This window comes from Burkholderia sp. Bp9031 (assembly GCF_003857965.1).
In the GTDB taxonomy this organism is placed as follows: domain Bacteria; phylum Pseudomonadota; class Gammaproteobacteria; order Burkholderiales; family Burkholderiaceae; genus Burkholderia; species Burkholderia ambifaria_A.
In genome coordinates, this window is the sequence record NZ_QTPW01000001.1 from 70586 (window position 1) to 84566 (window position 13981).

The window sequence follows — 13981 nt, forward strand, 5'->3', positions numbered from 1 at the left end:
TTGCGCGATGCGCGGCGCGTGCCCGGTCGGAGGGCGGACATGTACAAGCGGATTTTCGTCGGGCTCGACGGCAGCCCGAGCGCGCGTCTCGCGCTGAACGAGGCGATTCGGATCGCGGCGGCATCCGGCGGCGAGGTCACGTGCGCGTACGTCGTCGAGCACCGGCCGCAACTCGTCGACGTCGATGCGGGCTTTGCGGCCGAACGCGACGGCGACGCGGCGGCAGCCGATGCGGCGACGCCCGTGCTCGACGACGCGAAAGCGGTGCTCGCGCAGCAGCATGTGCCGGGCACCGTGCGCGCGCTCGACGCGTACGGCGAGGACGTCGCCGTGGTGCTGATGCGCACGGCGGCCGAGGCCGGCGCCGATCTGATCGTGATGGGGACGAGCGGGCGGCACGGCTTGCGCCGGCTGCTGCTCGGCAGTGTCGCGGAATCGCTGCTGCGCGCGGCCGACCGGCCCGTGCTGCTGGTGAGGCACGACGAGCCAGCCGCGGCGGCAACCGCGTGACGGGGCGGCGCGGCGCCGACACGTGAGCGTTCGCGGGCAGGGCGCTGATGCGCGGATGCCGGCGTGGTGGTGAATGCAGCGATGCGTCCGATGCATCGATCGACGTATCGATGTATCGCGTATGCATCGTCCGGCACGGGCGTGATCGTGCCGCGCCGGTTGCATCGTCGCCCGCACTTCTGGCAGCATCGAACGGTGTTCGCTTCATCGGCGCGCGCTGCGTTGCGCGCGCGATCCAGTCGCCGCGTGCATGGCCGCGGCGATCGACGCAGCGGCACGCGACGGCGGCCGATCGCATTTCCGATCGGCCGTGCCGTGCGTCGCGTGCCCGGTTTCCTACTTTACCGACGTCATCCGCCATGCCGATCTCTGCCGCCGACCTGATTCACCAGTTCGATCTTCAGCCGCATCCCGAAGGCGGCTATTTCCGGGAAACCTACCGCGCGGCCGATACCGTCGTGCGTCCGGCCGACGGCGCGCAGCGCGCAGCGTCGACCGCGATCTACTACCTGCTGTGCGACGGTGCGTATTCGTCGTGGCACCGGATCCGCTCCGACGAGGTCTGGCATTTCTACGCGGGCGATCCGCTCGAGGTGTGGGTGCTCGACGAGCACGACGGCCTGACGATCCACCGGCTCGGCAACCCGCTCACGCATCCGGGCACCGTGTTCCAGGCCGTCGTGCCGGCCGGACGCTGGTTCGGCGCGCGCTGCGCGTCGCCGGAGCATGTCGCGCTCGTCGGCTGCACGGTTGCGCCGGGGTTCGAGTTCGCGGAATTCGAGCTCGCGGACGCGACGGCACTCGCCGCCGCGTTTCCCGAGTACGCGGAATACGTCGCGGGGCTCGCGCAGCGCCCCGACGCGTGAGCGTGCCGGCTGCCTCCGACGGCAGCCGTTCAGTACGGTCCCGGCCAAACCCGTTTAGAATGCACCGTGGTGCAGGATCGGCTGCGGACGTGCCGCGGCGATCGCTGCCAGCCGTACCGATGGCCGCCCCCGTCGCACGGTCCGCATGTCTTCCAGGAGCGCCGCCGTGTGGCACTTTCCCATTGCGATTCCCTCGTCGCTCGGCCCGTGGGCCGTGTTCGCGAGCGTACTGATCACGCAGCTCGGCGTGCCGGTCCCGGCCGTGCCGATGCTGATTCTCGGCGGTACGATGGCGGCGATGGGGCAGGCGTCCTGGGCAAGCATGTTCGCGGCGGCGATCGGCGCGACGATGCTGGCCGATTCGCTGTGGTTCTTCATGGGCCGCACGCGCGGCCGGCGCTTGCTGAATGGGCTCGTGCGCTTCTCGCTGTCGCTCGACACGACGCTGCGCTTCGCGCGTAATGTATTCGAAAGATACGGCGCGCCGCTGCTCGTCCTCTCCAAATTCCTGCCGGGCCTCGGCCTCGTGTCGGCACCGCTGCTCGGCACGACCGCGATCGGCATCGGCGTGTTCCTGTTCTGGGATCTGGCCGGCGCGTCGTTGTGGGCCGCGTTCTGGCTCATCGGTGGTGCGGCCGTGCATGACCAGATCGTCCAGTTCGTGCTGTGGGTGCGCGCGAGCGGCGGCACGATCCTCGACGCGTTCCTCGCGATCTTCATCACGTTCCTGCTGTACCGCTGGGTGCGCCGCGTGCAGTTCCGCCGCTATCTCGCGCAGGTGCGCATCTCGCCGCCGCAACTTGTCGAGATGATGACGTCGAACGAACCGCCACTGATCTTCGATGTGCGGCCGCGCGCGATCCGCGAACGCGAACCGTACCGGATCGCCGGCGCCGTGCCGGTCGATCTCGATTCGCCTGACCTGCTCGATCCGGCGCTGCTGCAGCGGCCGATCGTCGTGTATTGCGTGTGTCCGAACGAGGCCACCGCGAAACGCCTGATCGCGAAGATGCAGCGCAAGAAGATGCTGCACAACATCAAGGCGCTGAAGGGCGGGCTCGACGCGTGGGAGAAGCACGGTTATCCGGTCGAACCGATGCCGACCGATCTCGACGCGTCGCGGTATTTCGTGCGGCCGGACCACGGCACCGCGCTCGGCGGCGAATATACGGTGCGGGCGACGTTGTCCAAATAAATCGTGTGCGGAATGCCGCGCACGTCCCGATTCCGCGGTCGATTTCACGCTTCTCATTCGCGCGAAAATCGGCTGGCGCGAAACACCTCTGATTATTCTTAGAATTCCGCCTGCATATTGCGCGCGTTTGATTACGCACATTCGACGCGCGTTCGTTCGTGCCGAAGGCGATTGATCCCGTCGTCGCCCGCCACACCCACAGCCGCGTCGCACGGCCCGCGCGGGTATTGATCACGATCATGCACGCGCGGGCCGAACGTCATATCCTGTTTGAATCGCTTGTCCGCGCTTCGCGTGACCATCCGCCGATCCCTGCGACCGCGCCGTCCGTCCGCCGCGTGCCGTTGCCGCGCGAAGCTCCGGTCGTCGTCCGCAAGGAGGCCTTCGCCATGCCATCCAGTCCGACCATCCCGCCACTTGCGCGGATCTCGCTGGCCGTCGATCTGACGCCGGAGTCGCTGTCCGCCGCGCGCTACACGCGAACGCTGCTGCGTCCCGGCATGCAGGTGCGCATCGTCTGCGCGATCGACAATCCGCGCCTCGTGCTGCCCGACATCCCGCGCGTCGACGCGTTGCTGGCATCGGCGCGCGAGGAGATGACGCGCGAAGCGCAGGCGACGCTCGAGCGCACCGCCGAACTGTTCGCCGGCAGCGGCGCGGAGATCGAGCAGGTGATCATCGATACGTCGGTCACGGGCGGCACGGTCGCCGATGCACTCGCGAAGGACACGTCGGCATGGCATGCCGACGTGCTCGTGGTCGGCGCGAATCCGCACCACGGGCTGCTTCGGCTCGTCGAAGGCGCGATGTCCGACACGCTGGCCGCGCGCGCACGCTGCGCGCTGCTGATCGTGCCCGCCGACTATGCGCGGCCGTCGGAAGGGCCGCTGCAGCGCCTGATGTTCGCAGTCGACGGCAGCGAGCCGTCGCTGCTTGCGGTGCGCGTCGGGCTCGGTTTCGCGGTGCCGACGACGTTGCTGTACGCAGCCTATGTCGTCGATCGCGCGGTTCGCCTGACCGATATCGTGCCGGTGCGCGCGCTCGAGGATGCGTATCGCGCGGAGGGGGAGGATGCGCTGGCGCGGATCGGCCCGCTGTTCCACGCAACGGGGAACCCGACCAAGCGCGGCATCGTCGAAACCCGACCGACCAGCGACGACGTGGCCCATGCGCTGATGCGCGACGCGGTGCACTGGCATGCGGAACTGCTGGTGGTCGGCACGCACGGCCGGCGCGGCATCGCCGCCTGGTTGATCGGCAGCGTCGCGCGCCGGGTCGCGCATCTCGCGCAGGTGCCGGTGCTGCTCGTGCGCGGCGACGCATGAAGATCGCGATGCGATGGATGCGAAGCAAGCTTTCGTTGACCTGCATCAGAAACGTCGTGCGCCGCTCGTGAGACAGTGACGCGACGTTCGGCCTGGCGGATGGTCTGTCGTCCGTATGCGACGCTGCGATTCGATGCAACGCGTTCGACACGGGCGAACGGACACGTATCCGACGCCGTTGCGATCGACCGATTTCCAGAGCCGCGTCACGCATCGCGTGGCGCGTGAGCCGCTCAAGAACTCTCCGGCACGAGGGTAGGCAGCCGGCGGCTGCCTTGGAACGACGGACGGGGTGTCTTTCACCCCGTCCGCTTTCCTGGCCCCGTGCAGACTACTTTCCTCGCAGGTATTTTTCTCGTCGATGTCGCCGTGTGGAACGGCGCGTGGCGGCACGCGATCGCGCAATGGCGGATCGGTGTGGATGGCGGCATGCACTGCGCTGGCACATACCCGGCGCGCAGCGCTCGCTGCCGAATGGGTATCGCAGTCGTCGCAGCCCGCGCACGGCCCCGTGCCGCATCGGCTGCGTTCAGGCTGTCACGCGGCACGCAGCACTCGCTGGTCGCGCCGGCAGCCGGCGCCGCGCCGTACGCATGCGCGCCGACGCACGCCATGCGGCCGTCCTCGCCCGCCCGGCGTGCGATTGCGCAGCCGCGGCCAGCCAGGGCGCGTCTTGCGGCGCGGCCCCGCAACGACCGGCGTGGCGGCACCGGCCCGCGCGCGGAGGGCAGCCGCGAACCGCTGCAGCGCGAGCACCGATCCCGCGACGCTCTGGTATTTTTCAAGGCCGATCTGCCCGTCGAGCGTGACGAGCAAACCCGATTCGCGCGCGAGCGCGAGCAACGCGTCGAGATCCTCGGGCGGGCGGATACCGGTCGGCACGGCGGGCGCGGACAGCGCACGCGCGCGCCGCTGTCCGCTCCGGGCCGAAAAGTTGCGATATGCCATGATTGGTCTCCTGCACCGGACCCCGCGTGCCGGCTCGAAGGCCGGCTGAGCGATGACCGGGTATGAACGTATCGTTCATGACATCAGTATCCGCCCACCGACACCGCGCTGCCAATCGGCGCGCGCCGAAGTTGCTGTCAGGCATTGCGTGCGGCGTATCGGAATCCGCTGACACGCCGAACCGACGATCAGCCGCGCCGGGGCGGGCCGGCGGGCCGGCGCACGGTGCCCGGCACCCCGATCCGGTGCATTCGAACAGACGAATTGCGGCCTGCGCACGTCGCTTGACGCAGGATTTCGGACGGTCTAAGTTCTCCCCTGCACCGACGTCGCGCGACGGTCAATCGTCTGCGCGATCGGCGGTGCCGCGCCGCGGGGTGGCGTGGCAATCCTTCCAGTCGTTCGCGGGCCATGGGCGCCGCGAATCGCGCACGCCGCCGGTCCGGCAACGGATCGGCGCGGCGGCACGCAACGTGTCGTTGATCTCGCGCAAACACGTTTCGGCGCATCGTACGCCGGGCGGCCATCCAGTTTCTAATCTTCCGGTAGCGTCATCTTTTCCTTTCGTTCCTCGACCGTCAGGAGCCCGTCGATGTCACAGGACAATTTGCTTGATTCATTGAAGGCCGTTGCCGAACAGCGTGCGATCGGCGCCGATCAGCTGCGCGCAATGCTCGACGACGAAGTGCGTGCGCTGTCGTCCGATGCCCGCGTGCACGACTACATCCACGTGTTCGCGATTCGTCACCTGCGCGAACGGATGCGCAGGCAGGATGAACTCGAGCGCGACATGCCGTCCAGTACATCGAGCAAGGAGCCGGATACGAGTACCAGTCGCCGTCTGTGACGGACGCTCGCCGCGGCCGACGCCACGGGCGTTCCCGGCCGCATATTTCTTCATACGTTTGATCGAATTGACGCAACGGCCTCAAGTAAGCCGCGCGGATGCCGTTTACCCGGTGAATTCGTCCACCGGGCGTTCGCGCTCCCTTATTGAGTCGTTGCCATGTTCTCGTCCATCCGGACCCGCATCCTTGCCGCGTGCGTCGCCATCGTCGTATTCGCGCTCGTCGCCACCACGCTGATCAATTACTTCATCGCGCGCTCGTACAACGACGACGCGATCGACCGCAACCTGACATCCGTCGCGAGCGGCCACGTGGTCGGCATCGGCGATTGGGTCGCGACGAAAAGCCGGATGATCGCGTCGCTGCAGGATGCCGCGCTGTCGCCCGATCCGCTGCCGGTGTTCAAGCAGATGGCCGCGGCCGGCGGCTTCACGAACGTGTACGCGGGCTACGCGGACAAGGCGTTCCGTTTCTCCGACCCGACCGGTATCCCGCCCGACTACGATCCGACCGGCCGTCCGTGGTACAAGCAGGCCGCGCAGGCCGGCAAGCCGGTCGTCACGCCGCCGTACGTCGATGCGGGCACGGGCAACCTGGTCGTCACGTTCGCGGTGCCGATCCTGCGCGACGGCGCGCTGAAGGGCGTCGTCGCGGCCGACGTCGCGATGGACAGCGTGATCGCGAACGTGAAGTCGATCCACCCGACGCCCGCGAGCTTCGGCATGTTGATCGACAGCAGCAGCCACGTCGTCGCGCATCCCGACGCGAAGCTCACGCTGAAGCCGGTTACCGACGTGTCGCCCGAGCTCGGCGGCATGAGCGCCGCGTCGCTGGTCGCGGCTACCGTGCCGGTCGAGGTGCACGTCGGCGGCGACGCGAAGCTCGCGCGCGCGCAGGCCGTGCCGGGCACCGACTGGTATGCGCTGGTGCTGCTCGACAAGGCGGAAGCGACGGCCGGGATGCGCTCGCTGCTGACCGCGTCGCTGATCACGCTGTTCGTGATCGTCGGCGTCGCGTCGCTGATCGTCGGTGCGATCACCACGACCGCGTTCCGCCGCCTGTCGCAGGTGCGTCAGGCCATGGCGTCGATCGGTTCGGGCACGGGCGACCTGACGCAGCGCCTGCCGGCCGAAGGCCGCGACGAGGTGGCCGATATCGCGCGCTCGTTCAACAGCTTCGTCGACAAGCTGCACGACGTGATGCGGCAGATCCGCGACGCGAGCGAATCGGTGCGCACGGCCGCGAACGAAATCGCCGCGGGCAACCAGGACCTGTCGTCGCGCACCGAATCGGCGGCGGCGAGCCTCGAGGAAACGGCCGCATCGATGGAAGAGATCACCGCGACGGTCGGCCAGTCGGCGGCCGCGGCCGGCCAGGCCGACGAACGCGCGGCCGCGGCATCGCGGATCGCGTCGCACGGCGGCGTGGTCGTGTCGGACGTCGTGGCGACGATGGGAAAGATCGAGGAAGCGTCGGGCCGGATCGGCGACATCATCGGCGTGATCGACGGGATCGCGTTCCAGACCAACATCCTCGCGCTGAACGCGGCCGTGGAAGCGGCGCGTGCCGGCGAGCAGGGTCGTGGTTTCGCGGTCGTCGCGCAGGAAGTGCGCAGCCTCGCGCAACGCAGCGCGCAGGCCGCGCGCGAGGTGAAGGTGCTGGTCGAGTCGACGGTGGCGAGCGTGTCGGCCGGGTCGGAGCAGGTGCGCCAGGCCGGCGACACGATGCGCGAGATCGTGTCGAACGTCACCAACGTGACGACGATCATCTCCGAGATCACGCACGCCGCAAACGAGCAGACGCGCGGCATCCAGGAAGTGAACCGCGCGGTCACGCAACTCGACGAAATGGTGCAGCAGAACGCGGCGCTCGTCGAACAGTCGACCGCTGCCGCAACCGCGCTGCAGACGCAGGCGAACGCGCTCGCGACGACGGTCGGGCAGTTCAGGGTCGCCTGACCTGCGCCGGGTGACGCAACTCGAGCCGCCGTGCGCCACGCGCGCGGCGATGCTCAGGCGTGGCCGCCGTCGCGCATCAGCGCGAGCCGGTTGTAGAGCGTCTTCAGGCTGATGCCGAGCGCTTTCGCTGCTTGCGGCTTGTTGCCGTCGAAGTGATCCAGCGTCGCCGCGATGAAGCGCTGCTGCGCGTGGTGCAGCGTCGCGCCGAGCGGCAGCGCCATCGCGTCGTCCGACGTTTGGTCGGGCAGCGGCGTCGGCTTCGGCAGCGCGACGTCGATGCCGTCGTCCGCCAGAATGTACGCGCGCTCGATCGTGTTGTGCAGTTCGCGCACGTTGCCGGGCCACGAATACGCGCGCAGCGCGGCGATCGCGGCGTCGGTCAGCCGCTTGTGCGAGCGGTGCCGTGCGTTGAGGGCCTCGACGAATTCATGTGCGATCGCCTCGACGTCGCCGTTGCGCTGGCGCAGCGGCGGCACATACAGCGCGAACGCGGCGAGACGGTAGAACAGATCCTCGCGCAGCCGGCCGTCGCGCACGGCTTCGGCCGGGTTGTGGCGGGTTGCCGACAGGATGCGCACGTCGAGCGAAATCGACTCGGTGCCGCCGACGCGCACGATCGCGTTCGATTCGAGCGCACGCAGCAGCTTGACCTGCAGCGCCGCGGGCATTTCCGCGATCTCGTCGAGCAGCAGCGTGCCGCCGCACGCGGCTTCGAAGAATCCCTCCCGTTGCGCGACGGCGCCGGTGAAGCTGCCTTTCTCGTGGCCGAACAATTGCGCTTCGGCGATGTCCGCCGGAATGGCGCCGCAGTTCACGGGTACGAACGGCCCGTCGCGGCGCGCGCTGAGGTCGTGCAGCCGTCGCGCGACGATATCCTTGCCGACCCCGCTTTCGCCGGCAATCATCACGCTGGCGCGGGTCGGAGCAATTTTCTCGATACGGCCGAGCAGCGTGCGCATCGCCGCGGAGCGGCCGGACAGCCGGCGCGCGTCGGCGCGTTGCTTCGGACGGTTTGCGGATTCAGCCATAGGTGTCAGCGGGCCGTTTTGAAAATCGGCATCGCGCATTCCCTTCGTTGCAATATTTATTATCGACAGCGGAACGGTGCGGAAGGTGCCGCGGTATAGAAATTTCCAATGTTCGATGCGATGCCGGAAGAAATACGCGATCGCCGCATCGCGATGCCGGTATGCGGCAACCGGGGACAGGCCACCGATGCCTTTTTACACCCGCCGAATGAAAAATCGAAACGCACCTGCAAGCGCGCGCCGCGCAAACACGGCACGCGGCGGACCGACGCGACAGCGACGCCGTCAACGCGGGTTGCGCGGCCAGGTCTTCGAACGCCATCCCGCGGGTACGCGAGTTGCGGGGGCCTGAAGGCTCGCGCGACGGTTGCCGGCGCGATGCAGGGACACGATGAGGACCTTTACCCGTGAGCTGTTTCGGCAGGGCGCATGGGTCGTGCTGGCCGTCGGGCTGGCGTCCGCGCTGCAGGCGTGGGCGATTCACGTCGTCGGCGTGCATGAACCGTTTGCGCCGCTGCCTTTCTACGTCGGTGTCGCGGCTGCGGCGTGGATCACGTCGTTCGGCGGCGGCCTGGCCGCGACCGCCGTGAGCGTGGCCGTGATCGGCGCGCTGTGGTGGCGCGATGCGCCGCTGCCCGCGTGGCTGACGCAGGCCGGCGCCTTCATTGCGATCAGCTTCGTCGAATGCGTGCTCGTGACGGCCGTCAAGCCGCTGCTTGCAAACGATCGGCTGCGCGGGGCCGAGGATGCTGAAGAGGACGACGCGCGCACGTCGCGCCGCGAACCGGCACCCTCGGCGCGCTCGCTCGACGACATCCTGCTGCGCCGCGTGGTCGACGCATCGCCCGACGCGATCGTCGGCCTCGATGTCGCGCGGCGGATCACGAGCTGGAACCCGGCCGCGCGGCGCCTCTTCGGCATCGACGCGGCGACGGCGATCGGACACGACGTCACGACGCTGATCGCGCCGCGCTGGCTGCGGTTGCATCCGCTTCCCGCATCGTTCGCGAATGCGCGCGTGCCCGCCGGGCCGCTCGACATCCTGTGCCTGCGCCGCGGCGGCGGCTGCTTTCGCGCGACCTTCGCGGCGTCGCCTATCGTCGACGCGCAGGGCAACTGCACCGGCCTGTCGATGACGCTGCGCGAAGCGCACGAACGCCGCCGCGACGAGCGGCGCGACCTGCGTTCGTTGCGCGGCGCGCGCGACGCGCGCGTGCAGGCCGACGAGTCGAACCGGCTGAAGGACGAACTGCTGGCCACCGTGTCGCATGAACTGCGCACACCGCTGAATGTGATCTACGGCTGGGTCGAGGTGCTGCGCAGCGACAACGGTCAAGGCTTCGCGCACCAGGCGATCGACGCGATCGATCGCAGCGCGCGATCGCTGTCGCGCATGGTCGGCGACCTGCTCGACGCATCGTCGCTCGCGACGGGGCGGATGCGGCTCGAACGCGCGCCGGTCGACGTCGTGCGCATCGTGCACCAGGCAGTGCGCGAACTCGGCGCGACCGCGGAGGCGAACGGGCTCGAACTGTCGACCGCGTGCGCGATGTCCAACTGCGTGATCTCCGCGGACAGCGAGCGCATGCGCCAGGTGCTGTCGAACCTGCTGTCGAATGCGATCAAGTTCACGCCGCCCGGCGGCCGCATCAAGGTGTCGCTGACCCGGGCCGGCGCGCGCGTACGGCTGTCGGTCGCCGATACGGGGCAGGGCATTTCCGCGGAACGCCTGCCGCATCTGTTCGATACGTTCAACCGGCCGGAAGGCGCGTCCGCGTCGCCGAAACGCGGGCTGGGGCTCGGCCTGTCGATCGTGCGCAACATCGCGCGGCTGCATGGCGGCGAGGTCGCGGCGACGAGCGCAGGCGCGGGACGCGGCACGACCGTGACCGTGGTCCTGCCGGTGGAGTTGGACGCCGACGATCCGACCGGCCATCCGGTGCGGCCGAGCGGTGCGTCCACGGCGGTCGCGCTGGACGGCCAGCGCGTGCTGGTGGTCGACGACGACGCGACGTCGCGCGCAAGCCTTGCGGCAGCGCTCGAAACCCTCGGCGCGCAGGTATCGACCGCGCAATCGGGGCACGATGCGCTCGACTTGGTCGCACGGCAGCACCCGAGCGTCGTGCTGTCCGATCTCGCGATGCCCGACGGCGACGGCTTCTGGCTGATCGACCACATCCGCCATCTGCCCGACGGCGTCGGGCACCTGCCCGTCGTTGCGGTAACCGCGCATGCGGGCACGGCGGACCGGAACCGCGTGATGGCCGCCGGCTTCGACGCGTATCTGTGCAAGCCGGTCGACATGCCGACACTCGCCGGCGTGATCGCCGACGTGTCGCCCGCCGATGGGGCGGCGCCAACCGGACGGCACCGCTGACACGCGGGCATCCGCGCACCCGCGAGGAGGCACGATGCAGGGATCGGACAGGACGCAGCGCGACGACACCAGAGGGAGGCCAACGCACCTCGGGCGCATGCCGTCCGTCGCGCCGATCATGAGCATACGGGTGCCGTCGTGTGCATGGCTCGCGACGCCGCGCTACGCATCGGCTGACGAGCGCGTGCCGGCGAAGCTCGCGAGCAGGGTGTCGGCCGGAGGCGGCCAACTGCGTGATGCGACGATCGCGTCCCGGATCCGGGCGGCGCTCGTCGCCGAGCGCGGGCTGGCCTCCGACAACATCGACGCGCAGGTTCACGACCGCGCATCGCCTCGCAAGACGGATGGGCTGCGGCGTTCGATCGGGCCGATCCGTCGACGGATACGGAGATCCGGATGACGGAGAACGTCAGGAACTCGCGCCGATTCGTCGTGCTTGCCGGCACCGCGCGCATGCTGGTACCGGCCATGCTCGCGACGCTCGGCGCGACGACGTTCGCACCGGCGCATGCGCAGGCACCGCCTGCATCGTCCGTTCACGTGGCGCCAGGTGTGATCCGTCCGGGCGAGACTGCCGACGAAGCGGACATGACGCGGCGGCCGAGCGGCATCGACGCCGAATTCGTCGACAAGGCCGGCATCGTCGGCAAGACGGAATGGCAGGCGAGCCAGCTCGCGCTCGATCGGTCGTCGAATCCGGACGTGAAGGCGTTCGCGCGCCGGATGCTCGACGACCACGGCCGCATGACCACGGAATTGCGTCGGCTCGGCGCGCAAAAGGGTTTGCCCGTGCAGGCGCGCATGCTCGTCGATCCGGCGGTGACGACGCTGCGCACCCAGACTGGCCATGCGTTTGACAAGGGTTATATCGCGCTGGCAGGACCGAACGCGCACGAGGCGACGATCAGGCTCTACGAAGCTGAGGCGCGCAACGGGCGAGACCCGCAGCTTCGCGCGTATGCCGCCAACATGCTGCCGATGCTGAAGGCGCACCTGAGCGCCGCGCGCGAGCTCGAGCATTCGGTCGCGGCCGCGCGCTGATCCGCATCACCCGTGCGGCAGACCCGCGCGTCGGTCAATGCCGCCGCGTGTCGTTCTCCGGGCCGCCCGGCGACGCCTCGTAAGGCGGCGAGTCGAGCGCCGTTTCGCCTTCCTCGATCAGCCAGTACGGCGACGCACCGTAATACGCGTGCAGCGCCTCGGCCCACGTCGGATCGGCCATCGCGGGCCAGCGGCCCTTGTCGAAGCCCGGCGCTTCGCGTACGCGCTCGGTCGGCACGGGCAGCACGAAGCAGCGGCGCTCGACATCGAGCGTCAGCACGTTCCACGGCACTGCGAGCAGCTTGTCGCCGATCCCGAGGAAACCGCCCGACGACACGACTGCGTACGCGATCCGGCCCGAGCGGACGTCGAGCATGATGTTCGTGACCTTGCCGATGTCGTCGCCGTCCATCGTCAGCACGTGATCGTCCTCCAGCGTGCCGGCGGCCATCACGTCCGGCCCCGGTCCGCCGGCCGAATGGCCGCTGTCGCCGACAATCCGCGCATGCGTGCGCGACGGTCTGTCCGTTGTCATCGCGTTTTCTCCTGGTCGAGGCGGCGCGGCGCACGCGAATCGCGAGCCGCACGAGCGAGGGGCCGGTCAGCGGTGGCGTGGCAACGACACGTCCTCGAGCGTATTTGCCAGCTCGTCGCGTGCCGGGCCGCCTGCGCGCGTTGCGATGTCGCCCAGCGACACGATGCCGACGATCTGGTGCCGGGCGTCGAGCACCGGCATCCGGTGCAGTTGCACATCGGCCATCCGCTGCTGGACGTCGCCGACGCCATCGTCCTCGACACACCACTGCACGGGTGTCGACGCGACGGCCTTCACGGCGGTGTCGGGCGAATGCCCGTGCGACAGCGCGCGCACCGCGAGGTCGCGGTCCGTCACGATCGCGACGAGCTCGGTGCCGTCGCAGACCGGCAGCACGCCAATGTCGAAGCGCTGCATCAATTCGGCCGCATGGCGAATCGTGTCGGTCGGCGCGACGCACACCACGTCGCGCGACATGATTTCGTTGACGCGATACATGAACGCCTCCTTCGTGAGCGAGACGATCCGGAAGCAGGACGCGTGCCGCGTTCAAGCGGCACACGCCGGCGCCGCGCGGCAGGGCCGTGGAGAAATTTGCCAGTCGGCTTGTACATCTTCCACGGCGGCAGTCGCGACCGGGCCGCGAGCGATGATGCTCAGTGGCCGACGCCCGTTATCAAAACGATGGCAAATACCAGCGCGCTCTCGATCGCGGCGAGCGCCACGACGCCCGCCGCGCCGCTGACTTCGTGCCATGCACGTTCCATGCGTTTCATCAGTTCACTCCGGTTGTGCCGGCCCGGCGCTACGCTGCCGCGCATCGGGAGGCCGGGTGCCGACGTCAGCCGTGATCGCGGGGCGGTGGTGGGGCGTCGGGCGCGCGACGGTCGCGTTCGCTGGACGGCTTGGCGGGGTCGATACGGGTCGCACCGCCAACGGCGGGCGGATCGCTGGCCGGGAACGTCTCCTCGAGCCCTTCGTCGATACGCTCCTCCGTTTTGTCATCGGACGGCTTGCGCGACACGGCGAGGGGAAGCAGGCCGGCAGCCGGTGACACGGCGTCGCGGCGGCCGGTAGCGAAAACGGTCATGATCGAACCTCCTTGCTGGTAACGACGGACGCAAGCGCCGTGCCGCGCAATATGGGCCGCATGGCGCTTGCAGCCGCCGGGCCGGCCGGACTGGCGAACACATGGCCCGAGAGCCGCCGGCATGGACGAGAGGACATCGTGATGAATGAACCCACGGAAAAAGGATACGTTACGACGCGAACGGGTGCGGTGGCGTTTTCAGTCACGTGTGCGAGCGGTTTGCGACCTGGAAGTGCGAATCGCCGGTCTATCGGCCCGAG

16 protein-coding genes are annotated in these 13981 nt (G+C 69.0%); 10 read left to right on the forward strand and 6 right to left on the reverse strand.

Translation table 11 applies throughout. The features are described 5' to 3' along the window. Positions 1-39 precede the first annotated feature (39 nt). From DIE15_RS00350 to DIE15_RS00365, 4 genes are all read left to right on the forward strand, one after another. Complete coding sequence (locus DIE15_RS00350; RefSeq protein WP_057927267.1) at positions 40-510, forward strand: universal stress protein; 471 nt, start codon at positions 40-42, stop codon at positions 508-510. A 359-nt stretch (positions 511-869) separates the two neighbouring features. Beyond that, the gene (locus tag DIE15_RS00355; RefSeq protein WP_057927268.1) at positions 870-1376 is read left to right on the forward strand and encodes a cupin domain-containing protein; all 507 of its coding nucleotides are present in this window, start codon (positions 870-872) and stop codon (positions 1374-1376) included. Positions 1377-1542: 166 nt separating this feature from the next. Beyond that, complete coding sequence (locus tag DIE15_RS00360; protein ID WP_057927139.1) at positions 1543-2571, forward strand: DedA family protein/thiosulfate sulfurtransferase GlpE; 1029 nt, start codon at positions 1543-1545, stop codon at positions 2569-2571. Positions 2572-2960: 389 nt separating this feature from the next. After that, positions 2961-3896, forward strand: a complete 936-nt coding sequence (locus DIE15_RS00365; RefSeq protein ID WP_057927269.1) for a universal stress protein — start codon at positions 2961-2963, stop codon at positions 3894-3896. Positions 3897-4433: 537 nt separating this feature from the next. Here DIE15_RS00365 and DIE15_RS00370 read toward each other — a convergent pair. Both DIE15_RS00370 and DIE15_RS36810 read right to left on the reverse strand, forming a co-directional pair. Continuing rightward, positions 4434-4844 (reverse strand): hypothetical protein, encoded by a 411-nt coding sequence (locus tag DIE15_RS00370; RefSeq protein ID WP_057927140.1) that lies wholly within the window; start codon positions 4842-4844, stop codon positions 4434-4436. 340 nt (positions 4845-5184) lie between these two features. Beyond that, a complete protein-coding gene (locus DIE15_RS36810) occupies positions 5185-5337 on the reverse strand; it encodes a hypothetical protein (protein ID WP_185734315.1) in 153 nt (50 codons plus the stop codon). A 99-nt stretch (positions 5338-5436) separates the two neighbouring features. Between DIE15_RS36810 and DIE15_RS00375 the strand changes: the two genes are divergently transcribed. Both DIE15_RS00375 and DIE15_RS00380 read left to right on the forward strand, forming a co-directional pair. After that, positions 5437-5691, forward strand: coding sequence for a DUF3562 domain-containing protein (locus DIE15_RS00375; RefSeq protein ID WP_057927141.1), 255 nt, complete (start codon positions 5437-5439; stop codon positions 5689-5691). 159 nt (positions 5692-5850) lie between these two features. Continuing rightward, the gene (locus tag DIE15_RS00380; RefSeq protein ID WP_124831907.1) at positions 5851-7650 is read left to right on the forward strand and encodes a methyl-accepting chemotaxis protein; all 1800 of its coding nucleotides are present in this window, start codon (positions 5851-5853) and stop codon (positions 7648-7650) included. Between the two features lie 53 nt (positions 7651-7703). Here DIE15_RS00380 and DIE15_RS00385 read toward each other — a convergent pair whose 3' ends face one another. After that, on the reverse strand, positions 7704-8741 hold the full coding sequence (locus tag DIE15_RS00385) for a sigma-54-dependent Fis family transcriptional regulator (protein WP_124831909.1): 1038 nt from the start codon (positions 8739-8741) through the stop codon (positions 7704-7706). Positions 8742-8786: 45 nt separating this feature from the next. On the opposite strand from DIE15_RS00385, the gene DIE15_RS00390 reads away from it, so the two are divergent. From DIE15_RS00390 to DIE15_RS00405, 4 genes are all read left to right on the forward strand, one after another. After that, a complete protein-coding gene (locus DIE15_RS00390) occupies positions 8787-9089 on the forward strand; it encodes a hypothetical protein (RefSeq protein ID WP_124831911.1) in 303 nt (100 codons plus the stop codon). Then, positions 9070-11055: an ATP-binding protein gene (locus tag DIE15_RS00395; RefSeq protein ID WP_124831913.1), complete on the forward strand. Its 1986-nt coding sequence runs from the start codon at positions 9070-9072 to the stop codon at positions 11053-11055. The genes DIE15_RS00390 and DIE15_RS00395 overlap by 20 nt, the downstream gene beginning before the upstream one ends. A 118-nt stretch (positions 11056-11173) precedes the next feature. Then, a complete protein-coding gene (locus DIE15_RS00400) occupies positions 11174-11455 on the forward strand; it encodes a hypothetical protein (protein ID WP_242431838.1) in 282 nt (93 codons plus the stop codon). 53 nt (positions 11456-11508) lie between these two features. Then, a complete protein-coding gene (locus DIE15_RS00405; RefSeq protein ID WP_409364288.1) occupies positions 11509-12096 on the forward strand; it encodes a DUF4142 domain-containing protein in 588 nt (195 codons plus the stop codon). 34 nt (positions 12097-12130) lie between these two features. Here the strand turns inward: DIE15_RS00405 and DIE15_RS00410 are convergent, their stop codons facing one another. From DIE15_RS00410 to DIE15_RS00420, 3 genes are all read right to left on the reverse strand, one after another. Next, positions 12131-12631 carry a PRC-barrel domain-containing protein gene (locus DIE15_RS00410; protein WP_124831917.1) on the reverse strand — a complete coding sequence of 167 codons (501 nt, stop codon included), beginning with the start codon at positions 12629-12631 and terminating at the stop codon, positions 12131-12133. A gap of 66 nt (positions 12632-12697) precedes the next feature. Next, positions 12698-13129: a CBS domain-containing protein gene (locus DIE15_RS00415; RefSeq protein WP_057927147.1), complete on the reverse strand. Its 432-nt coding sequence runs from the start codon at positions 13127-13129 to the stop codon at positions 12698-12700. Between the two features lie 343 nt (positions 13130-13472). Next, positions 13473-13721, reverse strand: coding sequence for a hypothetical protein (locus DIE15_RS00420; protein WP_124831919.1), 249 nt, complete (start codon positions 13719-13721; stop codon positions 13473-13475). Positions 13722-13981: the final 260 nt, after the last annotated feature.

Excerpts from the sequence above, each read along its gene's own strand:
- DIE15_RS00350 (WP_057927267.1), top strand. The coding sequence starts at position 40 with ATGTACAAGCGGATTTTCGTCGGGCTCGACGGCAGCCCGAGCGCGCGT.
- DIE15_RS00355 (WP_057927268.1), top strand. The coding sequence starts at position 870 with ATGCCGATCTCTGCCGCCGACCTGATTCACCAGTTCGATCTTCAGCCG.
- DIE15_RS00365 (WP_057927269.1), top strand. The coding sequence starts at position 2,961 with ATGCCATCCAGTCCGACCATCCCGCCACTTGCGCGGATCTCGCTGGCC.
- DIE15_RS00370 (WP_057927140.1), bottom strand. The coding sequence starts at position 4,844 with ATGGCATATCGCAACTTTTCGGCCCGGAGCGGACAGCGGCGCGCGCGT.
- DIE15_RS00375 (WP_057927141.1), top strand. The coding sequence starts at position 5,437 with ATGTCACAGGACAATTTGCTTGATTCATTGAAGGCCGTTGCCGAACAG.
- DIE15_RS00380 (WP_124831907.1), top strand. The coding sequence starts at position 5,851 with ATGTTCTCGTCCATCCGGACCCGCATCCTTGCCGCGTGCGTCGCCATC.
- DIE15_RS00390 (WP_124831911.1), top strand. The coding sequence starts at position 8,787 with ATGTTCGATGCGATGCCGGAAGAAATACGCGATCGCCGCATCGCGATG.
- DIE15_RS00395 (WP_124831913.1), top strand. The coding sequence starts at position 9,070 with ATGAGGACCTTTACCCGTGAGCTGTTTCGGCAGGGCGCATGGGTCGTG.
- DIE15_RS00400 (WP_242431838.1), top strand. The coding sequence starts at position 11,174 with ATGAGCATACGGGTGCCGTCGTGTGCATGGCTCGCGACGCCGCGCTAC.
- DIE15_RS00405 (WP_409364288.1), top strand. The coding sequence starts at position 11,509 with ATGCTGGTACCGGCCATGCTCGCGACGCTCGGCGCGACGACGTTCGCA.
- DIE15_RS00410 (WP_124831917.1), bottom strand. The coding sequence starts at position 12,631 with ATGACAACGGACAGACCGTCGCGCACGCATGCGCGGATTGTCGGCGAC.
- DIE15_RS00415 (WP_057927147.1), bottom strand. The coding sequence starts at position 13,129 with ATGTATCGCGTCAACGAAATCATGTCGCGCGACGTGGTGTGCGTCGCG.
- DIE15_RS00420 (WP_124831919.1), bottom strand. The coding sequence starts at position 13,721 with ATGACCGTTTTCGCTACCGGCCGCCGCGACGCCGTGTCACCGGCTGCC.